The 21,721-nt window shown below is 59.1% G+C and carries 16 protein-coding genes, 3 tRNA genes and 3 rRNA genes; 15 read left to right on the forward strand and 7 right to left on the reverse strand.

Annotated elements, in window-relative coordinates:
- Positions 1 to 30: 30 nt before the first annotated feature.
- Positions 31 to 1,257, reverse strand: coding sequence for a S1C family serine protease (locus ACEN42_RS02290; RefSeq protein ID WP_371880534.1), 1,227 nt, complete (start codon positions 1,255 to 1,257; stop codon positions 31 to 33).
- Between the two features lie 20 nt (positions 1,258 to 1,277).
- Between ACEN42_RS02290 and ACEN42_RS02295 the strand changes: the two genes are divergently transcribed.
- From ACEN42_RS02295 to ACEN42_RS02355, 13 genes are all read left to right on the forward strand, one after another.
- Entirely contained in the window at positions 1,278 to 2,024 is a 747-nt protein-coding gene (locus tag ACEN42_RS02295; protein WP_371880535.1) for a Nif3-like dinuclear metal center hexameric protein, read from the forward strand.
- A 215-nt stretch (positions 2,025 to 2,239) separates the two neighbouring features.
- Positions 2,240 to 2,860, forward strand: coding sequence for a ubiquinol-cytochrome c reductase iron-sulfur subunit (gene petA, locus ACEN42_RS02300; RefSeq protein ID WP_035506601.1), 621 nt, complete (start codon positions 2,240 to 2,242; stop codon positions 2,858 to 2,860).
- The gene (locus ACEN42_RS02305) at positions 2,861 to 4,243 is read left to right on the forward strand and encodes a cytochrome bc complex cytochrome b subunit (RefSeq protein ID WP_035506598.1); all 1,383 of its coding nucleotides are present in this window, start codon (positions 2,861 to 2,863) and stop codon (positions 4,241 to 4,243) included.
- A 23-nt stretch (positions 4,244 to 4,266) separates the two neighbouring features.
- A complete protein-coding gene (locus ACEN42_RS02310) occupies positions 4,267 to 5,022 on the forward strand; it encodes a cytochrome c1 (protein ID WP_238217169.1) in 756 nt (251 codons plus the stop codon).
- Positions 5,023 to 5,115: 93 nt separating this feature from the next.
- On the forward strand, positions 5,116 to 5,727 hold the full coding sequence (locus ACEN42_RS02315; protein WP_014192402.1) for a glutathione S-transferase N-terminal domain-containing protein: 612 nt from the start codon (positions 5,116 to 5,118) through the stop codon (positions 5,725 to 5,727).
- Positions 5,728 to 5,790: 63 nt separating this feature from the next.
- On the forward strand, positions 5,791 to 6,291 hold the full coding sequence (locus tag ACEN42_RS02320; protein ID WP_371880536.1) for a ClpXP protease specificity-enhancing factor: 501 nt from the start codon (positions 5,791 to 5,793) through the stop codon (positions 6,289 to 6,291).
- 18 nt (positions 6,292 to 6,309) lie between these two features.
- A tRNA-Thr gene (locus tag ACEN42_RS02325) sits at positions 6,310 to 6,385 on the forward strand.
- Positions 6,386 to 6,786: 401 nt separating this feature from the next.
- Positions 6,787 to 8,320 (forward strand): 16S ribosomal RNA (locus tag ACEN42_RS02330).
- A 62-nt stretch (positions 8,321 to 8,382) separates the two neighbouring features.
- Positions 8,383 to 8,459: transfer RNA gene (locus ACEN42_RS02335), tRNA-Ile, on the forward strand.
- A gap of 47 nt (positions 8,460 to 8,506) precedes the next feature.
- A tRNA-Ala gene (locus tag ACEN42_RS02340) sits at positions 8,507 to 8,582 on the forward strand.
- A gap of 287 nt (positions 8,583 to 8,869) precedes the next feature.
- Positions 8,870 to 11,756: ribosomal RNA gene (locus ACEN42_RS02345) — 23S ribosomal RNA — on the forward strand.
- A gap of 175 nt (positions 11,757 to 11,931) precedes the next feature.
- Positions 11,932 to 12,045, forward strand: a 5S ribosomal RNA gene (gene rrf, locus ACEN42_RS02350).
- Together the 16S, 23S and 5S rRNA genes with 3 tRNA genes alongside form the textbook arrangement of a ribosomal RNA operon.
- 151 nt (positions 12,046 to 12,196) lie before the next feature.
- Entirely contained in the window at positions 12,197 to 13,831 is a 1,635-nt protein-coding gene (locus ACEN42_RS02355) for an NAD(P)/FAD-dependent oxidoreductase (protein ID WP_371880537.1), read from the forward strand.
- A 56-nt stretch (positions 13,832 to 13,887) separates the two neighbouring features.
- On the opposite strand, the gene ACEN42_RS02360 is transcribed toward ACEN42_RS02355, so the two are convergent.
- The 3 genes from ACEN42_RS02360 to ACEN42_RS02370 form a co-directional block, all read right to left on the reverse strand.
- Entirely contained in the window at positions 13,888 to 15,429 is a 1,542-nt protein-coding gene (locus ACEN42_RS02360; protein ID WP_187609489.1) for a UxaA family hydrolase, read from the reverse strand.
- Between the two features lie 10 nt (positions 15,430 to 15,439).
- On the reverse strand, positions 15,440 to 16,726 hold the full coding sequence (locus ACEN42_RS02365) for an MFS transporter (protein ID WP_035509880.1): 1,287 nt from the start codon (positions 16,724 to 16,726) through the stop codon (positions 15,440 to 15,442).
- A 94-nt stretch (positions 16,727 to 16,820) separates the two neighbouring features.
- Positions 16,821 to 17,945, reverse strand: a complete 1,125-nt coding sequence (locus ACEN42_RS02370; RefSeq protein WP_371880538.1) for a mannitol dehydrogenase family protein — start codon at positions 17,943 to 17,945, stop codon at positions 16,821 to 16,823.
- Between the two features lie 220 nt (positions 17,946 to 18,165).
- On the opposite strand from ACEN42_RS02370, the gene ACEN42_RS02375 reads away from it, so the two are divergent.
- The gene (locus ACEN42_RS02375) at positions 18,166 to 18,864 is read left to right on the forward strand and encodes a FadR/GntR family transcriptional regulator (protein WP_371880539.1); all 699 of its coding nucleotides are present in this window, start codon (positions 18,166 to 18,168) and stop codon (positions 18,862 to 18,864) included.
- 48 nt (positions 18,865 to 18,912) lie between these two features.
- Here ACEN42_RS02375 and ACEN42_RS02380 read toward each other — a convergent pair whose 3' ends face one another.
- Positions 18,913 to 19,233, reverse strand: coding sequence for a hypothetical protein (locus ACEN42_RS02380; protein WP_035509889.1), 321 nt, complete (start codon positions 19,231 to 19,233; stop codon positions 18,913 to 18,915).
- 378 nt (positions 19,234 to 19,611) lie between these two features.
- On the opposite strand from ACEN42_RS02380, the gene ACEN42_RS02385 reads away from it, so the two are divergent.
- A complete protein-coding gene (locus ACEN42_RS02385) occupies positions 19,612 to 20,487 on the forward strand; it encodes an SAM-dependent methyltransferase (protein WP_371880540.1) in 876 nt (291 codons plus the stop codon).
- Here ACEN42_RS02385 and ACEN42_RS02390 read toward each other — a convergent pair whose 3' ends face one another.
- A complete protein-coding gene (locus ACEN42_RS02390) occupies positions 20,488 to 21,045 on the reverse strand; it encodes a DUF1415 domain-containing protein (RefSeq protein ID WP_187609492.1) in 558 nt (185 codons plus the stop codon).
- Positions 21,038 to 21,688 (reverse strand): TetR/AcrR family transcriptional regulator, encoded by a 651-nt coding sequence (locus ACEN42_RS02395; RefSeq protein ID WP_238295604.1) that lies wholly within the window; start codon positions 21,686 to 21,688, stop codon positions 21,038 to 21,040. The genes ACEN42_RS02390 and ACEN42_RS02395 overlap by 8 nt, the downstream gene beginning before the upstream one ends.
- Positions 21,689 to 21,721 lie beyond the last annotated feature (33 nt).

Consider the following 21,721-nt stretch of genomic DNA (forward strand, 5'->3'; position numbering starts at 1 on the left):
CTGCCTTTTTGCTTTCAAGAATGCGTCGTTTTATTCGTCGCCCTGGTCACCCTGATCGCCTTGATCTTCATCCGGCATCTGCGGCGTGCGTGGTTGCGCGGGACGCTTGCCGATCATCACGTTGACGTCCAGTTCCTTGTTCTTGCGCATCAGGTGAACCTTCACCGATGTGCCCGGCTTGATCTGCGCGACGACGTTGAGCAGGCGCGTGGTGTCGGTGATCGTGTCGTCGTTGATGGAAACGAGGATATCGCCGGGCTTGATGCCCGCCTTGTCAGCCGGGCCGCCTTGCAGCACGCCCGCGACGATCGCGCCGGATTTCTGATCCAGCCCGAACGATTCGGCGATCTCCGGCGTGACATCCTGAGGCTCCACGCCGATCCAGCCGCGCGTGACCGTGCCCGTCGTGATGATGCTTTCGAGCACGCTGCGCGCGGTCGACACGGGAATCGCAAAGCCGATTCCGAGCGAGCCGCCGCTGCGCGAATAGATCGCCGTGTTGATGCCGAGCAGATTGCCGTTCACGTCCACCAGCGCACCGCCCGAATTGCCGGGATTGATGGCCGCGTCAGTCTGGATGAAGTTCTCGAACGTGTTGATGCCGAGGTGATTGCGCCCGAGCGCGCTGACGATGCCCATTGTGACCGTCTGGCCTACGCCGAACGGATTGCCGATCGCGAGCACGACATCGCCGACGCGCGTCTGATCCATGCGGCCGAGCGTGATGCTCGGCAGATTGGTCATGTTGATCTTCAGCACGGCGAGGTCCGTTTCCGGATCGACGCCGATCACTTTCGCGCTGGACGTGCGACCATCGGCGAGCGCGACTTCGATTTGATCCGCCCCGTCGACGACATGCTGGTTCGTTAGAATGTAACCTTCCGAGCTGACGATGACGCCGGAGCCGAGATTCGATGCAGGCGGCTCGTCGCTCTTGCGTTTGTTCTTGTCACCGAAAAAATAGCGGAACAGCGGGTCTTTCGCACGCGGGTCGGGCGGCAGATTGCCGTCCTTGCTGGAGAAGACGTTCACGACGGCCGGCATCGCCTTTTGCGCGCCTTCCGAGTAGGACGACTGAACCGGGCGCGAGCCGATGCTCGGCGCCACTTCCTGCAACGCGACGATCGGCTCGGCAAGCTGCTTGCCGAATTGACCCTGACGTTGAAGCCACTGCGGTTTCAAGGTCGCGATGATGAACATCAGGGCCAAAAGCACGGTGACCGCTTGGGCAAAAAATAGCCAGAAGCGTCTAAGCATTTGAAGGGATAGAGGATTTCATGGATCGGATCGAACTCGAATTGTATCTGAACAATCTGCTGGAAATCGGCCGCTTCAAGGACTATTGCCCGAACGGTCTGCAGGTTGAAGGCGCGCGCCGCGTGCAGAAGATCGCGACCGGCGTAACGGCCTCGCAGGCGTTCCTCGAGGCCGCGCTGGAGTGGGGCGCGGACACCGTGCTCGTGCATCACGGCTACTTCTGGCGCAACGAGGCGCCGCAGATCACGGGGCGCAAGCACCGGCGGCTGCGCACGCTGATCGCCAACGACATCAATCTCTTCGCCTACCATCTTCCGCTCGATTCGCACCCGGAGCTGGGCAACAATGCACAGATCGGTGGGCGACTCGGGCTGATCGCCGACAGCCGTTTCGCCGATCAGGATCTCGGCTGGGTCGCGACGCTCGCGATGCCGCTTTCGCTCGAGCACTTCAGCGCGATGGTCGAGAACGCGCTCGGCAGGAAGCCCCTCGTGTTCGGCGATACGGACAAGGAGTTGCGTCGCGTGGCGTGGTGCACGGGCGGCGCGCAGGGGTACTTCGAAGACGCGATCGCGGCACGCGCGGACGTATATCTGAGCGGTGAAGTCTCGGAACAGACGATGCACATCGCCGCGGAATCGGGCGTGGCGTACATCGCGGCCGGTCATCACGCGACGGAGCGTTATGGCGTGCAGGCCGTCGGCGCGCATCTGTCCGAGCAATTCGATATCGAACATCTTTTTATCGACATCGATAATCCGGTTTAATACGTTGTTAAGCCGGCGTGACCATTATTGGCCCTTGCAGCTGCCTGAATGAAGCTTCACCAGATTGCGCGAAAAACGTGGGGAAAACCCTGAAGCATCAATCACTTCGAGTGATTTTTGCTAGTCAGCCCTTGTAAATGCTAACTCCATTCGCGCACACTAACGGCGAACAACTGATGTGACGGTATAAATCCAACTCAGAAGTGGGGCGTGTGATGCGAGACAAGGATGAAAAACGCGTCGACGGCGGCCGCCGTTCCTGGCTGATTGCGACGACCGCAGCAGGTGGTTTCGGAGCTGTGGCAACCGTAGTTCCTTTTGTAGGTTCGTTTGCTCCATCGGAGAAGGCCAAGGCGGCGGGCGCGCCTGTCGAGGTCGATATCAGCGGACTCAAGCCAGGCGAAATGATGACCGTCGCCTGGCGCGGCAAGCCGGTGTGGATCGTCAACCGCACCGACGAAATGCTGGCCGACGTCAAGAAGGCCGACAACGAAGTGGCCGACCCGAAGTCGAAGATGGAATTTTCGATGCCGTTGCCGGAGTACTGCAACAACGAGTTCCGCTCGCGCGCCGATCACAAGAACATTTTCGTAGCGGTCGCCGTGTGCACCCATCTGGGCTGCACGCCGACGCCGCGCTTCCAGGAGGGTGCGCAACCCAATCTCCCCGATAACTGGCCGGGCGGCTTCCTTTGCCCGTGCCACGGTTCGACCTATGACATGGCCGGCCGCGTCTTCAAGAACAAGCCCGCGCCGCAGAACCTGGACATTCCGCCGTTCATGTTCACTTCCGCGACGCAACTCGTGATCGGCAAGGACGAAAAGGGAGAGGCGTAAATGGCGACCGCAGACAAGGAAGTGGAGGCAACGGGCTTGACCGGCTGGATCGACCGCCGGTTTCCGATGACCTCGACCTGGAAGAAGCACGTATCCGAGTACTACGCGCCGAAGAACTTCAACTTCTGGTACTTCTTCGGCTCGCTCGCGCTGCTGGTGCTGGTGAATCAGATCGTCACCGGCATTTTCCTGACGATGAACTACAAGCCTGACGCGACGCTCGCGTTCGCATCGGTCGAGTACATCATGCGCGAGGTGCCGTGGGGCTGGCTCATTCGCTACATGCACTCGACGGGCGCGTCGATGTTCTTCGTCGTCGTGTATCTGCATATGTTCCGCGGGCTGATGTACGGGTCGTATCGCAAGCCGCGCGAACTCGTGTGGATCTTCGGGTGCGCAATCTTTCTCTGCCTCATGGCCGAAGCGTTCTTCGGTTATCTGCTTCCGTGGGGGCAGATGTCGTTCTGGGGCGCGCAGGTGATCGTGAATCTGTTCTCGGCGATTCCGTTTATCGGCCCGGATCTGTCGCTGTGGATTCGCGGCGATTACGTCGTGTCGGATGTCACGCTGAACCGCTTCTTCGCATTCCACGTGATCGCGATCCCGCTGGTGCTGATCGGGCTCGTGGTCGCGCATCTGGTCGCGCTGCATGAAGTGGGCTCGAACAATCCGGACGGCATCGAGATCAAGGCGAAGAAGGGCCCGGACGGTATTCCGCTCGACGGCATTCCGTTTCACCCGTACTACTCGGTGCACGACTTCATGGGCGTGTGCGTGTTCCTGCTGATCTTTGCCGCGATCATCTTCTTCGCGCCGGAAATGGGCGGCTACTTCCTCGAAGCCAATAACTTCGTGCCGGCCAACCCGCTGCAGACGCCGCCGGAGATCGCGCCCGTGTGGTATTTCACCGCGTTCTACGCGATGCTTCGCGCGACGACCGATCCGTTCAAGATCGTGCTGATGATCGTGATCGCGCTGCTCGGCGTGCTCGCACTGGTGAAGGGGCGCGGCAAGTGGCGGCTCGGCCTGCCGGTGCTCGCGGCCCTCGTGCTGATTTTCATGGCGCTGACGGAATCGAAGTTCTGGGGCGTGGTCGTGATGGGCACGGCGGTCGTGTCATTGTTCTTCCTTCCGTGGCTCGACCGTAGTCCGGTGAAATCGATCCGCTATCGGCCGCTCTTCCATAAGGTCTTTTACGCGATCTTCATCTTCGCGTTCCTGATGCTCGGTTTCCTCGGCACACGACCGCCATCGCCAGCCGCGACGCTGATCGCGCAGATCTGCGCGTTGATCTACTTCGCGTTCTTCCTCGGGATGCCTTTCTGGACGCCGCGCGGCAGATTCAAGACGCCGCCTGAGCGAGTGCACTACAAACCTCACTGAGCGCACGTCCGGAGACAAATACGATGAAAAAATGGTTCTCTACAATAGCGATGATCGGCGCGGCGCTGCTCGCGTTCGGTGCGGCGCCGGCGTTTGCGCAGGAAGAAGCGGTGCTCGATCGCGCACCTGACAGTTCGGACAATCTGGCGTCTTTGCAGCATGGCGCCCAAGTTTTTGTAAACTACTGCCTGAACTGCCACAGCGCGAACCTGATGCGGTACAACCGGCTGACCGATCTCGGCATCAGTCAGAAGCAGATTCAGGAGAATCTGCTCTTTTCGACGGACAAGGTCGGCAACACGATGTCCATCGCGATGCGTCCGGAAGACGCGAAAGCGTGGTTCGGCGCGTCGCCGCCGGATTTGTCGGTCGAGGCGCGGGCGCGCGGCAACGACTGGCTCTATACGTACTTGCGGAGTTTCTATCGCGATCCGACGCGGCCGACCGGCTGGAACAACCGCGTCTATGAGAACGTCGGCATGCCGCATGTGCTCTGGACGCTTCAGGGCATTCGCGATGCGAAATTCGAGACCGATACGGACGAAAAGACCGGCGAAAAGGTAAGAAGATTCGTCGGTTACACTCAGGTTACGCCTGGTGCCATGTCATCCGTGGATTATGATTCAACTGTGGCCGATCTCGTTTCGTACATGTCGTGGATGGCGGAACCCGCGCAGCAGACGCGCAAGCGGCTCGGTGTCTGGGTTCTGCTGTTCCTGGCGCTCCTGAGTTTCCTCGCGTGGCGCCTGAACGCGGCATACTGGAAAGATATCAAATAGCGCGCCTTCGACGGCGTGGGTCGGCGCGACGACGTTTTCCTCGAGTAAACGCCGCGGCCGGCCCTTCGAGTTTACTGAAGGAACTTTAAAAACATGATGGTTCTGTATTCCGGCACTACTTGCCCCTTCTCCCAGCGCTGCCGGCTGGTGTTGTTCGAAAAGGGCATGGACTTCGAGATTCGCGACGTTGACCTGTTCAACAAGCCGGAAGACATCGCGGTGATGAACCCGTACGGACAGGTGCCGATCCTCGTCGAGCGCGACCTGATCCTGTACGAGTCGAATATCATCAACGAATATATCGACGAGCGTTTCCCGCACCCGCAACTCATGCCGGCAGATCCGGTGCAGCGCGCCCGCGCGCGCCTGTTCCTGCTGAACTTCGAGAAGGAACTGTTCGTTCACGTCGGCACGCTGGAGAACGAGAAGGGCAAGGCCGCCGAGAAGAATCACGAGAAAGCGCGCGGCGCGATCCGCGATCGCCTCACGCAACTCGCCCCGATCTTCCTGAAGAACAAGTACATGCTGGGCGAAGAGTTCTCGATGCTCGACGTCGCGATCGCTCCGCTGCTGTGGCGTCTGGATCACTACGGCATCGAACTGTCGAAGAACGCTGCACCGTTGATGAAGTACGCCGAGCGGATTTTCAGCCGCCCGGCTTATATTGAAGCGCTGACGCCTTCCGAAAAGGTGATGCGTCGATAGTTTGAGTGCGTTGGGACGCGGCAGCGCGGTTTCGCGCGGCCGCATTCCGGCAGAGGAAAGTTGATGCAAGAGATTTCCACCAAGCCGTATTTGTTGCGCGCGCTGTACGAGTGGTGCACGGACAACGGTTTCACGCCCCATATCGCCGTGCGGGTCGATGCCGCCACGCGCGTGCCGCGTCAATTCGTGCGCAACGACGAGATCGTGTTGAACATCAGTTTCGAGGCGACGAGCCAGCTGCAGATGGGCAACGAGTGGATCGAGTTCAGCGCGCGGTTCTCCGGCAAGTCGCACAAGATCGAGGTGCAGGTCGCGAACGTGCTCGCCATCTACGCGCGCGAAAACGGCCAGGGGATGGCATTCCCGGTCGAGCAGACGCATTCCGGTTCGGAACTGGCGAGTGCTCCCGTCGGGGCGCGATCGCCTGAGCGTGAGACGCGGCAGATCGAGGAGCCCGCTGCTGAGCGTGCGGAGTCCACGCCGAAGGATGAGTCGCAGGCAGCCACGGATGACGACGACGCTTCGAAATCACCTGCGAGGTCTCACCTCAAAGTCGTCAAATGAAGTAGAATCTCGCTCTTCGCCGGCTTAGCTCATCTGGTAGAGCAGTTGATTTGTAATCATCAGGTGGCGGGTTCGAGTCCTGCAGCCGGCACCAAGACTTACGTCGACGGGTCGTGCGATGTCCGCACGACCCGTTTGCTTTGAGTCGGCAGGATCAGTAGGTTGAGTCAATAAGAAAATGCTTCGAATCTTGTTGACACGAACCGAAACGTTGTTCATAATCTCGTTTCTCTGCTGCTGATGCAGCGACGCAAGACGGAAGTTGATGTAGTGAATGTCTTGCGATGTGCTCTTTAAAAACTAACAGCCGATAAGTGTGGGCGCTTGATAGCGAGTGCGGTTTCAGTCTTTTTAGGCTGAGACAACAAGCAAAAGTATCAAGAGTCTCACACGAAGTATCAGAGGAAGGTTTTTCATCTTTAAGATGAACAATCATCGTCAGAACGTTGAGTGAGCGACCGGTTTCTAACGGAACCGAAAAACAGTAACAGGTTTGAACTGAAGAGTTTGATCCTGGCTCAGATTGAACGCTGGCGGCATGCCTTACACATGCAAGTCGAACGGCAGCACGGGGGCAACCCTGGTGGCGAGTGGCGAACGGGTGAGTAATACATCGGAACGTGTCCTGTAGTGGGGGATAGCCCGGCGAAAGCCGGATTAATACCGCATACGATCTACGGAAGAAAGCGGGGGCTCCTTCGGGACCTCGCGCTATAGGGGCGGCCGATGGCAGATTAGCTAGTTGGTGGGGTAAAGGCCTACCAAGGCGACGATCTGTAGCTGGTCTGAGAGGACGACCAGCCACACTGGGACTGAGACACGGCCCAGACTCCTACGGGAGGCAGCAGTGGGGAATTTTGGACAATGGGGGCAACCCTGATCCAGCAATGCCGCGTGTGTGAAGAAGGCCTTCGGGTTGTAAAGCACTTTTGTCCGGAAAGAAAACCTCTTGGTTAATACCTGAGGGGGATGACGGTACCGGAAGAATAAGCACCGGCTAACTACGTGCCAGCAGCCGCGGTAATACGTAGGGTGCGAGCGTTAATCGGAATTACTGGGCGTAAAGCGTGCGCAGGCGGTCTGTTAAGACCGATGTGAAATCCCCGGGCTTAACCTGGGAACTGCATTGGTGACTGGCAGGCTTTGAGTGTGGCAGAGGGAGGTAGAATTCCACGTGTAGCAGTGAAATGCGTAGAGATGTGGAGGAATACCGATGGCGAAGGCAGCCTCCTGGGCCAACACTGACGCTCATGCACGAAAGCGTGGGGAGCAAACAGGATTAGATACCCTGGTAGTCCACGCCCTAAACGATGTCAACTAGTTGTTGGGGATTCATTTCCTTAGTAACGTAGCTAACGCGTGAAGTTGACCGCCTGGGGAGTACGGTCGCAAGATTAAAACTCAAAGGAATTGACGGGGACCCGCACAAGCGGTGGATGATGTGGATTAATTCGATGCAACGCGAAAAACCTTACCTACCCTTGACATGGTCGGAAGTCTGCTGAGAGGTGGACGTGCTCGAAAGAGAACCGGCGCACAGGTGCTGCATGGCTGTCGTCAGCTCGTGTCGTGAGATGTTGGGTTAAGTCCCGCAACGAGCGCAACCCTTGTCCTTAGTTGCTACGCAAGAGCACTCTAAGGAGACTGCCGGTGACAAACCGGAGGAAGGTGGGGATGACGTCAAGTCCTCATGGCCCTTATGGGTAGGGCTTCACACGTCATACAATGGTCGGAACAGAGGGTTGCCAAGCCGCGAGGTGGAGCCAATCCCAGAAAACCGATCGTAGTCCGGATCGCAGTCTGCAACTCGACTGCGTGAAGCTGGAATCGCTAGTAATCGCGGATCAGCATGCCGCGGTGAATACGTTCCCGGGTCTTGTACACACCGCCCGTCACACCATGGGAGTGGGTTTCACCAGAAGTAGGTAGCCTAACCGCAAGGAGGGCGCTTACCACGGTGGGATTCATGACTGGGGTGAAGTCGTAACAAGGTAGCCGTATCGGAAGGTGCGGCTGGATCACCTCCTTTCTCGAGCTTCGCACACAACATTAAGCGCTCACGCTTATCGGCTGTTGTTTAAGACAGGCTAAGGGTCTGTAGCTCAGTCGGTTAGAGCACCGTCTTGATAAGGCGGGGGTCGTTGGTTCGAATCCAACCAGACCCACCACCCGAAAAGCGTGCTGATGGGGCAACAGCTCATGGTCAGGCCACGTAGGGGGATTAGCTCAGCTGGGAGAGCACCTGCTTTGCAAGCAGGGGGTCGTCGGTTCGATCCCGTCATCCTCCACCAAGTCCTCAATGCACAGCGCTGAATGGTGATTCAACGTTGTGCATTGGCGACTATAGCCAGTTGATGCTGTTGGGTAGTGAAGTGACCCGATCGGCTAAACGTTCTTTAACAATCTGGAAGAAGTAGTAAAGAGATGCGCTGAAAGCACTTAGAGATGGGTGTGAGTAGGGGCATCAGGGTAGTGATTGTATCAAGTATGAAAAGGTGATCGAAAGATTGCTTTGGAATACGGCACAACGCGAATACTCAGCCTATGACGAGGGTGTTGCGAGACACACTCGTTATAGGGTCAAGCGAACAAGTGCATGTGGTGGATGCCTTGGCGATCACAGGCGATGAAGGACGCGGTAGCCTGCGAAAAGCGGTGGGGAGCTGGCAAACGAGCTTTGATCCACCGATATCCGAATGGGGAAACCCGGCCCGTATGGGTCATCCGTAACTGAATCCATAGGTTACGTGAAGCGAACGCGGTGAACTGAAACATCTAAGTAACCGCAGGAACAGAAATCAACCGAGATTCCCAAAGTAGTGGCGAGCGAAATGGGATCAGCCTGTACTCTTTATCTGAATTGTTAGTCGAACGCTCTGGAAAGTGCGGCCATAGCAGGTGATAGCCCTGTAGACGAAAACAGCTTGGAAGAACTAGGGGTACGAGAAGTAGGGCGGGACACGTGAAATCCTGTCTGAAGATGGGGGGACCATCCTCCAAGGCTAAATACTCGTGATCGACCGATAGTGAACCAGTACCGTGAGGGAAAGGCGAAAAGAACCCCGGGAGGGGAGTGAAATAGATCCTGAAACCGCATGCATACAAACAGTCGGAGCCTCGTAAGGGGTGACGGCGTACCTTTTGTATAATGGGTCAGCGACTTACGTTCAGTAGCGAGCTTAACTGATTAAGGCAGGCGTAGCGAAAGCGAGTCCGAATAGGGCGATCAGTTGCTGGGCGTAGACCCGAAACCAAGTGATCTATCCATGGCCAGGTTGAAGGTGCGGTAACACGTACTGGAGGACCGAACCCACTAACGTTGAAAAGTTAGGGGATGAGCTGTGGATAGGGGTGAAAGGCTAAACAAACTTGGAAATAGCTGGTTCTCTCCGAAAACTATTTAGGTAGTGCCTCGTGTATCACCTTCGGGGGTAGAGCACTGTCATGGTTGTGGGGTCCATTGCGGATTACTACGCCATAGCAAACTCCGAATACCGAAGAGTGCAATCACGGGAGACAGACATCGGGTGCTAACGTCCGGTGTCAAGAGGGAAACAACCCAGACCGCCAGCTAAGGTCCCAAAGATTGGCTAAGTGGGAAACGAAGTGGGAAGGCTAAAACAGTCAGGAGGTTGGCTTAGAAGCAGCCACCCTTTAAAGAAAGCGTAATAGCTCACTGATCGAGTCGTCCTGCGCGGAAGATGTAACGGGGCTCAAGCCAGTCACCGAAGCTGCGGATACACGTTGAAAGACACGTGTGTGGTAGGAGAGCGTTCCGTAAGCCTGCGAAGGTGCGTTGAAAAGCGTGCTGGAGGTATCGGAAGTGCGAATGCTGACATGAGTAGCGATAAAGGGGGTGAAAAGCCCCCTCGCCGTAAGCCCAAGGTTTCCTACGCAACGTTCATCGGCGTAGGGTGAGTCGGCCCCTAAGGCGAGGCAGAAATGCGTAGCTGATGGGAAGCAGGTCAATATTCCTGCACCATTGTTAGATGCGATGGGGGGACGGATCGCGGAAGGTTGTCCGGGTGTTGGACGTCCCGGTCGCTGCATTGGAGAAGGTGCTTAGGCAAATCCGGGCACATAATTCAAGGGTGTGGCGCGAGCTTCTTCGGAAGCGAAGCAATTGGAAGTGGTTCCAAGAAAAGCCTCTAAGCTTCAGTCTAATAGTGACCGTACCGCAAACCGACACAGGTGGGCGAGATGAGTATTCTAAGGCGCTTGAGAGAACTCGGGAGAAGGAACTCGGCAAATTGGTACCGTAACTTCGGGATAAGGTACGCCTCTGTAGCTTGACTGGCCTGCGCCAGAAGGGTGAAGAGGTTGCAATAAACTGGTGGCTGCGACTGTTTAATAAAAACACAGCACTCTGCAAACACGAAAGTGGACGTATAGGGTGTGACGCCTGCCCGGTGCCGGAAGATTAAATGATGGGGTGCAAGCTCTTGATTGAAGTCCCGGTAAACGGCGGCCGTAACTATAACGGTCCTAAGGTAGCGAAATTCCTTGTCGGGTAAGTTCCGACCTGCACGAATGGCGTAACGATGGCCACACTGTCTCCTCCCGAGACTCAGCGAAGTTGAAGTGTTTGTGATGATGCAATCTCCCCGCGGCTAGACGGAAAGACCCCATGAACCTTTACTGTAGCTTTGCATTGGACTTTGAACCGATCTGTGTAGGATAGGTGGGAGGCTATGAAACCGGAACGCTAGTTTCGGTGGAGCCGTCCTTGAAATACCACCCTGGTTTGTTTGAGGTTCTAACCTTGGTCCATTATCTGGATCGGGGACAGTGCATGGTAGGCAGTTTGACTGGGGCGGTCTCCTCCCAAAGTGTAACGGAGGAGTACGAAGGTACGCTAGGTACGGTCGGAAATCGTGCTGATAGTGCAATGGCATAAGCGTGCTTAACTGCGAGACCGACAAGTCGAGCAGGTGCGAAAGCAGGTCATAGTGATCCGGTGGTTCTGTATGGAAGGGCCATCGCTCAACGGATAAAAGGTACTCTGGGGATAACAGGCTGATACCGCCCAAGAGTTCATATCGACGGCGGTGTTTGGCACCTCGATGTCGGCTCATCTCATCCTGGGGCTGTAGCCGGTCCCAAGGGTATGGCTGTTCGCCATTTAAAGAGGTACGTGAGCTGGGTTTAAAACGTCGTGAGACAGTTTGGTCCCTATCTGCCGTGGGCGTTGGATATTTGAAGGGGGCTGCTCCTAGTACGAGAGGACCGGAGTGGACGAACCTCTGGTGTACCGGTTGTCACGCCAGTGGCATCGCCGGGTAGCTATGTTCGGAAGAGATAACCGCTGAAAGCATCTAAGCGGGAAACTCGCCTTAAGATGAGATATCCCCGGGGCTTCGAGCCCCTTGAAGGGTCGTTCCAGACCAGGACGTTGATAGGTCAGGTGTGTAAGTGCAGTAATGCATTGAGCTAACTGATACTAATTGCCCGTAAGGCTTGATCCTATAACCAGTGTGTTTCGCGATGATCGTCAGTGCTTCAGCACTTACGAGCATCCCGCCCCCGTAGGGGGCACCACTGGCTGAGCAAAGCGTGTGTGCACAGTCACCACCCGAATTCGATACTACTTCTTCCCAGATTGGTTGTAGCGCCCCACAGGCGATACAACAACAAGTCATGCCTGATGACCATAGCGAGTCGGTACCACCCCTTCCCATCCCGAACAGGACCGTGAAACGACTCCACGCCGATGATAGTGCGGATCACCCGTGTGAAAGTAGGTAATCGTCAGGCTCCTCATGCCGCAAACAAAAACCCCACCCCATAAAGGTGGGGTTTTTGCGTTGGGCAACGCGCAACGGAGAAGGGGCAAAAGTCGCACCCCCAAGCGCTAAAATCCCTCTACGTATTTTCGAAAGGCACGGCCAGCGCCGTCGATGTCCCCATGCTACGTCTAAGCGAAATCAAGCTCCCGCTCGATCATCCCGAATCGGCTATCGAATCAGCGGTGCTCGCACGTCTCGACGAGATCGGCGTAACGGCGAACGAGCTCATCCGCTTCCACGTATTTCGCCGTGCGCACGACGCCCGCAAGCGCTCCGACATCAAGCTCACCTACATCATCGATGTCGAACTGCAAGACGAAGCATCGGTGTCGAAGCGTCTCGACGCGTATCCCCATCCGCATTGCAGCGTTACGCCCGACATGGCGTATCGCTTCGTGGCGAAAGCGCCGGCGCATTCGACGTTGCCGCGTCCGGTCGTCATCGGTATGGGGCCTTGCGGGCTGTTTGCAGGCTTGATCCTCGCGCAGATGGGCTTCCGCCCGATCATCCTCGAGCGCGGCAAGGCCGTGCGCGAGCGCACGAAAGACACGTGGGGACTCTGGCGACGCAACGAGCTCAACCCCGAGTCGAACGTGCAGTTCGGAGAAGGCGGCGCCGGCACGTTTTCCGATGGCAAGCTCTACAGCCAGATCAAGGATCCCAAGCACTACGGTCGCAAAGTACTCGATGAATTCGTCAAAGCCGGCGCGCCGGAAGACATCCTGTACTTGAGCCGCCCGCACATCGGCACGTTCCGGCTCGTGAGCATGGTTGAGAAGATGCGCGCACAGATCCACCAGCTCGGCGGTGAAGTGCGATTCCAGCAGCGGGTCGAGGACATCGACATCGATAACGGAAAGGTGCGCGGCCTCAAGCTTTCGACCGGCGAAACGCTGCGCTGCGATCATGTCGTGCTCGCCGTGGGGCACAGCGCGCGCGACACCTTCGAAATGCTGCACGACCGCGGCGTGTACATGGAAGCCAAGCCGTTCTCGCTGGGCTTTCGAATCGAACATCCGCAAGGCGTGATCGATAGAAGTCGCTTCGGCAAATTCGCCGGTCACGAAAAGCTGGGCGCGGCCGACTACAAAGTGGTCCACCATTGCAGCAACGGCCGCGCGGTGTACAGCTTCTGCATGTGCCCGGGCGGCACGGTCGTCGCGGCAGCGTCGGAGCCCGGGCGCGTCGTGACGAACGGCATGAGTCAGTATTCACGCAATGAGCGCAACGCGAATGCGGGCATCGTCGTGGGCATTACGCCGGATGACTTTCCGGGTGGCCCGCTTGCCGGCATCGCTTTTCAACGTAAGTGGGAAGAGCGGGCGTTCGAACTGGGCGGCGGCGACTATTCCGCGCCGGGGCAACTCGTCGGCGACTTCATCGCGGGGCGCGCGTCGACTTCGCTTGGTTCGGTCAATCCATCGTACAAGCCGGGCGTGAAGCCCACCGACCTGAGCACCGCGCTGCCCGATTACGTGATCGAAGCAATCCGCGAAGCCTTGCCCGAACTCGACAAAAAGATCAAAGGGTTCGCGATGCACGACGCCGTTTTGACCGGCGTCGAGACGCGTACGTCTTCGCCGATTCGCGTGCGTCGCAAGGACGATTATCAGAGCGTGAATGTCGACGGTCTGTACCCGGCGGGCGAGGGCGCAGGCTACGCCGGCGGCATTTATTCGGCCGCGATCGATGGCATCGAAGTCGCGGAAGCCGTCGCGTTGCAGATGATGGCGCAGCACGCGGCCGCGGTATAAAAAAAGAGCGCATCGGTCGATCCGCTGCGCTCTTCGTAACTAAAACTGCGGCAACCTCAGGTCACCACGCCCACTTGCCAGGGCACGAATTCACTCTGCCCATATCCGTGCAGTTCGCTCTTCGACGCCACGCCTGACGCGCAGTCGAGCATCATCTGGAAGATCTGTTCGCCGAGTTGCTCGATGGTCGCCGAACCGTCGATCACGCCGCCGCAATTGATATCCATGTCCTCTTCCTGCCGCTCCCACAACGCCGTGTTCGTCGCGAGCTTGAGCGAAGGCGAGGGCGCGCATCCATAAGCGGAACCGCGACCCGTCGTGAAGCAGATCAGATTCGCGCCCGACGCAACCTGCCCGGTCGCGGACATCGGATCGTATCCGGGCGAATCCATGAAGACGAAGCCCTTCGCATCGATACGCTGCGCGTACTCATACACTTCGACGAGGTTCGTCGTTCCGCCCTTCGCGACAGCGCCGAGCGACTTTTCGAGGATCGTCGTGAGACCGCCGACCTTGTTGCCGGCCGACGGATTGTTGTCCATCGCCGCGCCGTTGCGCGCGCAGTACTCTTCCCACCACTTGATGCGCGCGAGCAGCTTTTCGCCGACTTCGCGGCTCACCGCGCGGCGCGTCAGCAGATGCTCCGCGCCGTAAACTTCGGGCGTCTCGGAGAGAATCGCCGTGCCGCCGTGCGCGACGAGCTTATCGACCGCGGCGCCCAATGCAGGGTTCGCCGAAATGCCTGAATAACCATCCGATCCACCGCACTGTAATCCGACGACCAAATGCGCTGCCGGAACCGGCTCGCGCTGCACGCGATTCGCATCGACGAGCATTTCCTCGATCATCGCGATACCGCGCTCGATCGTCTTTCGCGTGCCGCCGCTATCCTGGATCGTGAAACTGCGCAGCTTGGCGCCGTCCTTCAGGCCACTCGATTCGAGCACGCCCGAAATCTGGTTCGTCTCGCATCCCAATCCGACGAATAGCACGGAATGAAAGTTCGGATGGATCGCGTAACCCGCAAGCGTGCGGCGCAGAATGCCGAGGCCTTCGCCCTGCATGTCGATGCCGCATCCGAGTCCGTGCGTGAGCGCGATCACGCCATCGACGTTCGGATAATCCGCGAGCGCTTCCGGATGCACATCGCGCCGGAAGTGATCGGCGATGGCGCGCGCAACCGTGGCCGAGCAGTTCACGCTCGTCAGCACGCCGACGAAATTGCGCGTCGCCACGCGGCCGTCCTCGCGGCGGATGCCCATGAACGTCGCGGGCTTGTCGACGAACGGCGTCGGATGCTGATCGACGCCGAACTCGTGCTCGCGCGCGAAATCGGCCATCGACAGATTGTGCGTGTGCACGTGCTGTCCGCGCGAAATCGCCTCGCGCGCCACGCCGATGATCTGGTTGTAGCGCTTCACGGGCGCGCCCGCGGCGATGTCGCGGGTCGCGATCTTGTGTCCCGGCGGAATCAGCCCCGCGACGACGAGATCCTCCGACGCGATGCGCGCGCCGGAGAGCAGCTGACGCGTCGCAATCACGACGTCGTCGTTCGGATGCAGCCGGATGACCGCATGGTCGGTGGATGTGGTGGACATGGTTTTGTTCTCAGACCGTGGAAGGTGCGCGGTTGTCGAGCCGCGCTTGCTCTTCTTCGGCGCGATTGAGCGGTTCGATCTTGCCGACGATTACAAGATAGCTGAATGCGCCGAGGAAGCAGAAGCCGCCCGCGACACACAGCGGAATCACGAACGAGCCCTTGGTGATCGCGAGCATCACGCCAGTGAAGGTCGTAATGACGATGCCAGCAAGGTTCGACGCGAAGTTCTGGATGCCGCCGATCGATGCGACGTGATCCGGCGTCGGCGCAACGTCGCTCGGCAGCGACCAGATGCTGGCGGCCGCGAACGCGAGGCTGGCGTAAGCGATGCCGAAGAACGCGAGCATCAGATAAATGTTGGTCACGAACGCGCACAGCGTGATGACCGACGAAAGCAGCATGCCGCCGACCATGCAGGTCTTGCGCGCGGCGGTGAGGCTCCAGCCGCGTTTGAAGAGCGCGTCCGACACCCAGCCGCCGAACCAGCCGCCCGGAATCGACATCAACGCGGGAATCGTGCCGAGCGTGCCGAGCGATTTCAGCGAGAAACCGTGCGCCTGCACGAGATAGCTCGGGAACCAGGTGATGAAGAAGTAGATGACGAAGTTCAGGCAGAAGAAGCCGAGCATCATGCCCCACAGCGTGCGGTACTTGAACAGCGACGCCCACGACACCTTGGTCTTCGGCGCGACCGGTTGCACCGGCGCGGCGTCCACCTCGCCCGTCAGGTCGCCCGTGGACTTGTTACGGTAGATCAGGAACCAGCCGAGAATCCACACGAAGCCGATCACGCCGGTGATGACGAACGACGCTTCCCAGCCGAACGAGCTGATGATGAGCGCGACCACCGGAATCGAGAGCGCCGAACCCACGCGCGAGCCGCTATCGAAGATGCTCGTCGCGAACGCGCGCTGCTCCTTCTTGAACCATTGCGACACGAGCTTCGCGCAGGATGGATACGCGCCCGCTTCGCCGATGCCCAGCATCAGTCGGCAGCCGAACATGCCGACGACGCTCGTCGCGACGGCGGTAAGCGCCGTGAATACCGACCACCAGCCCACCGCGAGCGGCAACGCAATACGCGCGCCGACGCGATCGACGAACCAGCCGAAGGGCATTTGCATGAGCGCGTAGCTCCAGAAGAAGCCGCTCAGGATGAAGCCCATTTCAGCAGGGCCGATGCCGAGCGCTTTTTCGATCTGCGGCGCGGCGACCGCGAGGTTCGCGCGATCGATGTAATTGATCGCGATTGCCAGAAAAGCCAGAAATATCACTACCCAACGCATTTTGCGCATCGTTTGTCTCCTCAATGGGCGGCACTTCATGTGTTCCGGCCCGACCCGCGATGCCGGCGCGGTGAGCCGTGATTCGAAAGCTGGGTATCGGCCTTCAGGCGGATTCGAGCGCGTCGTGCAGACGTTTCTGCTCGATGTCGAGATTCAATTCGCGCGCGAGCTCGATGACGGGCCGGAAGCGCCGGACTTTCTTCTCGTCGTGATTGCGCGCGATGTCCGCGAGCCGATGCACGAGAAACGGGTTCTCGAAGCGGTCACGCACGCTCGACAGATATTCCGCAGCGACATCGTGCTTGCCGAGCGCCGCGAACACAGGCAGCACTTCGTCGCGCCACGTCGCTTCGAGCGGCTCGCGATATGCGGGATCGCGCATCGCGTCGAGCACGGTCATGTCGGGTGAGCCTTCGCGCGTGCGCCAGATTTCGGCGAGCATCGTGTGGCCGAGATTCAGCATCAGCAGCTTCAGGCGTTCGTAGTGCGCGAGATCGTCGGTCACGACGATGTCCTCGTGCTCGCACGGCAGCACCATGCCGGCCTGCCGCTCGATCGCCCACAGCGCGTACGGCTCCGCGATCGCGCCGACTGGCTGAATCGGCTCCGACACGATCCGGTCCACGAGCGAATTCACCCACACGCAGTCTTTCGCGAGATAGCCGATGAACGCCTCGTCGACGTTCCAGCCGCGCGCGATGCCGATCACCAGATCGCGCAGCGTGTCGCCGTTGCGCGAAACCAGTTCGCAGGGCAAGAGCGTGATCGCTGCGGCGCCGGCCTGGTATCGCGCGTGGAGCAGCACCGCGAGCTTGGCGGCGAAGCCGCGCGGCGTGCGCTGGCCGTCGAGCAGATCGGCGGTGTCTTCGTCGAAGAGTGCGTAGCCGGCGTCCGCCGTGTTCGAGACGATCACTTTCACGTCGTGCTTCACGCGCTCGATCAGCAAAGGCCAGTCGTCGTTCGCGTGCAGCGCTTCGGTGATCGAATCGCATTCGACGGTTGTATCGATGGTCTCGTCGCTTCGACGGCCGCGAATGCGGACCGGATAACGCCCGGCCGCGCGCAACGCCTCGACGCGCGCGCGGCTGTCGGCGCTGGACGTAGTCTGAACGACGGTGATCTTGCCGAGCGCTTTTGCCGGATCGCGGCGCGCCGCCTCGCTGACGAAAAAGTCGACGTGCGCCTGCAGGAAACGGCTCGTGCCGAATTGAAGAATCGGATTGCTCATCGTCGGGAGCTGGGGAATTAGTCGAGTGGGAACGGTTCCAGATCGCCGTAAAAAAATTGGCCACCTGGCCTTACCGGATTGCATACTAGTGTCTTGAAACAGAATTGGTCAAGCCACTTGTAAGCGGTCTGAGAACGGCGAATGCCCGCCACGCGGTGCGTCGGCCCTTCCGCTGATTACAATCCACGTTTTCCCCGAGACGAAAAGCAGGAGCCAGCACGTGAGCGTGAAACCAGCCGAGACGCGACGCCTGTATCTACAGATCGCCGACAAGCTGCGCGGACTGATCGAGCAGCAGGATTTCGCCCCGAACGGCCGTCTGCCGTCGGAGCGCGAACTGGCGCTGACGCTCGGCGTGTCGCGGCCATCCGTGCGCGAGGCGCTCGTCGCGCTCGAACTGGAAGGGCGCGTCGAGATACGCATGGGATCGGGCGTCTATATCGTCGCGACGCCCGCGAACAAGCCGCCGACGACCGAAGCGGAACTGGGCGAAAGCCCGATCGAGATCATGACCGCGCGCAGCGTGATCGAAGGCGCGATCGCGGCGAGCGTCGCACCGTTCGCGAAACCGAAGGAATTGAAGGCGCTGCGCACCGTGTACGAGACGATGGCTCGCGAAGTCGGCAACGGGCAAGTGCCGATGGCCGCCGATCGCGCGTTTCACATCGCGATCGCGCAGATGACAGGCAACGATGTGCTCGTGCGAACGGTCGGCAGTCTTTACGACGAACGGCACAGTCCGCTATCGTCGACGCTGCGTGGGCACTTCGAAGGGGAAGAAACGTGGGCGGCCGCGCTGGGCGAGCATCGGGAAATTCTGGAAGCGCTGGAGGCGCGCGACGCAATACAGGTGCAGGCCGCGATGCAGCGGCACATGCGTCAGTCCGCGGCGCGTCTGATGACGAAACGCAAAAGCTGACGCCGGCGCGCGCGAGAAGCGCGCACCGATGGCGAAAACGTGACCGCGTCAGCCAGGATAGGCTTCATCGACCTTCAGACCCGCCAGCTTGAAGATGACGCGCAGCGTTTGCGGCGCAATCTCCCGGCGTGAGGCGAGCGTAGTCAGGACGAAATCCATCACTTTGGCGTACTTCAGCATGGTCAGGCACGACTCGATGTCGGTGGAGCCGTCGCGCATCGACTCGGCGAGGCGCAACATTTCCACGGAAATCTCTCGGGCCATTTCCAGTTCGAGTTGCTGCTTTTCACTCCACGCGGGCATCGCGGTCAGTGCCGCGAGCATCTCCTGAAACTGCTTCTCTGCTTTCTTGTCGGGGATCGCATCCATCGCCGTCCTCTCATGTTCATGGCGCCGCGAGTCGCATTCGCCGCGCTGTGCGTTAGGTGTTACGTAACAAGGCCGGGCGCGGGTGACGACGCTTCGCGTGTCGAGACGCGGCCTGTTACCAGCTTGTTGCTTCTGCTGCTGCATCGGTACGCGGCCGAAAGGCCACGCTGTGTCGTCTTTTCCAATGGCCTCATTGCCGGACGATGCACAATCTGTTCCATGCAGCCTTGCTGCCACGCATTGGCCGTCTGCCGATGACTGGAACGAGAGCGTCTTCGCGCTTTTGAGTAAACTTCCTCTTTTGAGACAACAGAACCAGCGGTTAGCGCACATTCGGCGCGAACATGCTCCGCTTTTTTATTGATCGAACCTTTTACGATGACCAGGAAAGCCTCCGCGTCGGCTCCGGGCACACCCGACCCCTCCACCAAACACGAGATTCGTCCAGGCCAGTCGATCGAACTGCTGAAGGAACTCCATATCCTCACGCGCGACGGCAAGATGAACCAGGACAGCCGCCGCAAACTGAAACAGGTCTATCATCTCTATCAGTTCATCGAACCGCTTCTTGCCGACGTGCACGCGCGCCAAGGGGCCGTATCACTCGTCGACCACGGCGCGGGAAAATCCTATCTCGGGTTTATTCTCTACGATCTCTTCTTCAAGACTCTGCGCGATCGGTCACACATCTTTGGAATCGAGACGCGTGAGGATCTGGTAAAAAAATCCGAGGAATTGGCGCAGCGCCTCCGGTTTACAGGGATGTCGTTTCTGAATCTGTCGGTGGCCGAATCAATTGATTCGGATCGTCTGCCCGATTCGATCGATATCGTCACCGCACTGCATGCGTGCAACACCGCCACCGACGACGCCATCCAGTTCGCTCTGCAGAAGAATGCGAAGTACATCGTCGTGGTGCCGTGCTGTCAAGCCGAGGTGGCTTCAGTGCTCCGAAAGAACAAGGGGCACGCGCTCTCGAAGAACGTGCTGACGGAAATGTGGCGGCATCCGCTGCATACGCGCGAATTTGGGAGCCAGATCACGAACGTGCTGCGCTGCCTGCAACTCGAATCGCACGGATATCAGGTGAGCGTGACGGAACTCGTCGGATGGGAACATTCGATGAAGAACGAGCTCATCGTCGCGCAGTTCAAGGACTTGCCGCGTGGCCGGCCTGCGCAAAGGCTTTCGGACGTGCTCGAAACGCTCGGGCTGGACGAACTGCGCGAGCGATTTTTTTCGCCCGCGCACTGATCAGGATTTATCTTTCATCCACGCGTCGAAGCCGTCATGTCCCAGACGGCGCAGCGTTTCGATATTGCGTTCGTAGATGTCGGATGCATCGGGGAACGCGGCGACGGCGCGATCGATGCTCGCTTCGCGAATCAGATGGAACGTTGGATACGGCGCGCGATTCGTGTAGTTGTCGATATCGTCGGGCCCGGTGCCTTCGAACCGATAGTCCGGATGGAAGCTCGCAATCTGCAGTTCGCCCGCGAGTCCGAGCTGGACGAGCAGATTTTCGGCGAAATAGAGCGCGTCGTTGTAATCGGCGAAATCCGCGAACGCGTGCGGTGTAATGAAAAGCGTCGTGTCGATGGCCTCGGGATCCGTATCGTGCAAAAGACGAAGCTCATCCGTCAGTTCTACGACGAGATCGTCCACGCCGCGCGCCTCGCTCACCACGTAGCGAATCTGCTCTTTGACATGCACGCTCTTCGCGAACGGGCACAGATTGAGTCCGATCACCGCGCGGGTGAGCCAGTGTCGAGTCGCCGCGATCACGTCGTCGCGGGTGCTGCCGTCAGTCATGAGAATCCTGTTTTCGATACGCGGGACACGCTGCCGCGATCAGCGTGCGCGCGATGCGCGGCGCGGCGAGCAGCGGGCCCGAGCCGGGTCCGTACGTCTGGCTGGTCGCGTAAATTCCGTCGACAAGCAACGCGAGCGATTCCGCCAGTTCAGCGGGATTATCCGCTTCGGCTGCCGTGCAAATCTCGACCAGACGCGTCATCAGGTAATTTTTGTTGCGCTCAACCGATTGTCGCGCGGGATGCGCCGGATCGCCGAATTCACACGCGATGTTGACGAACGGGCAGCCGCGATAATCCGGCGAGGACGCCCGTTTCACCAGATCCTCGAGCGCCTGAATCATCTGCTTTGCCGGTTCGTCGGGATGTTTCGCGACGCTCGCCTCGAAGCGCCGCCGAAAACCCTCGTCCATGCGTTCCAGATACGCGACGACGAGTTCATCCTTCGACGCGAAACGCCGATACAGGCTCATCTTGTTGACGCCCGCGCGTTCAACGACGGCATCGACGCCGATTGCGCGGATGCCGTCGCGATAAAACAGCTCCTGCGCGGCGTCGAGCAACTGCTCCTGCGCGGTCGCGCCGTCCGTGCGGACACTTCGGCGGGCGGGGGCTTTCGGCTGGTCGGCGGTTGATCGTGTCACAGTCGGTTCCTCGAAGAATTCTGCTGCATGCTT

Origin of the sequence: Caballeronia sp. S22 (genome assembly GCF_964261745.1) — a bacterium.
Lineage (GTDB): Bacteria > Pseudomonadota > Gammaproteobacteria > Burkholderiales > Burkholderiaceae > Caballeronia > Caballeronia jiangsuensis.

What these genes read in the sequence shown, in the direction of transcription:
- ACEN42_RS02290 (WP_371880534.1), bottom strand. Translation starts at nt 1,257, where the DNA reads ATGCTTAGACGCTTCTGGCTATTTTTTGCCCAAGCGGTCACCGTGCTT.
- ACEN42_RS02295 (WP_371880535.1), top strand. Translation starts at nt 1,278, where the DNA reads ATGGATCGGATCGAACTCGAATTGTATCTGAACAATCTGCTGGAAATC.
- petA (WP_035506601.1), top strand. Translation starts at nt 2,240, where the DNA reads ATGCGAGACAAGGATGAAAAACGCGTCGACGGCGGCCGCCGTTCCTGG.
- ACEN42_RS02305 (WP_035506598.1), top strand. Translation starts at nt 2,861, where the DNA reads ATGGCGACCGCAGACAAGGAAGTGGAGGCAACGGGCTTGACCGGCTGG.
- ACEN42_RS02310 (WP_238217169.1), top strand. Translation starts at nt 4,267, where the DNA reads ATGAAAAAATGGTTCTCTACAATAGCGATGATCGGCGCGGCGCTGCTC.
- ACEN42_RS02315 (WP_014192402.1), top strand. Translation starts at nt 5,116, where the DNA reads ATGATGGTTCTGTATTCCGGCACTACTTGCCCCTTCTCCCAGCGCTGC.
- ACEN42_RS02320 (WP_371880536.1), top strand. Translation starts at nt 5,791, where the DNA reads ATGCAAGAGATTTCCACCAAGCCGTATTTGTTGCGCGCGCTGTACGAG.
- ACEN42_RS02355 (WP_371880537.1), top strand. Translation starts at nt 12,197, where the DNA reads ATGCTACGTCTAAGCGAAATCAAGCTCCCGCTCGATCATCCCGAATCG.
- ACEN42_RS02360 (WP_187609489.1), bottom strand. Translation starts at nt 15,429, where the DNA reads ATGTCCACCACATCCACCGACCATGCGGTCATCCGGCTGCATCCGAAC.
- ACEN42_RS02365 (WP_035509880.1), bottom strand. Translation starts at nt 16,726, where the DNA reads ATGCGCAAAATGCGTTGGGTAGTGATATTTCTGGCTTTTCTGGCAATC.
- ACEN42_RS02370 (WP_371880538.1), bottom strand. Translation starts at nt 17,945, where the DNA reads ATGAGCAATCCGATTCTTCAATTCGGCACGAGCCGTTTCCTGCAGGCG.
- ACEN42_RS02380 (WP_035509889.1), bottom strand. Translation starts at nt 19,233, where the DNA reads ATGGATGCGATCCCCGACAAGAAAGCAGAGAAGCAGTTTCAGGAGATG.
- ACEN42_RS02385 (WP_371880540.1), top strand. Translation starts at nt 19,612, where the DNA reads ATGACCAGGAAAGCCTCCGCGTCGGCTCCGGGCACACCCGACCCCTCC.
- ACEN42_RS02390 (WP_187609492.1), bottom strand. Translation starts at nt 21,045, where the DNA reads ATGACTGACGGCAGCACCCGCGACGACGTGATCGCGGCGACTCGACAC.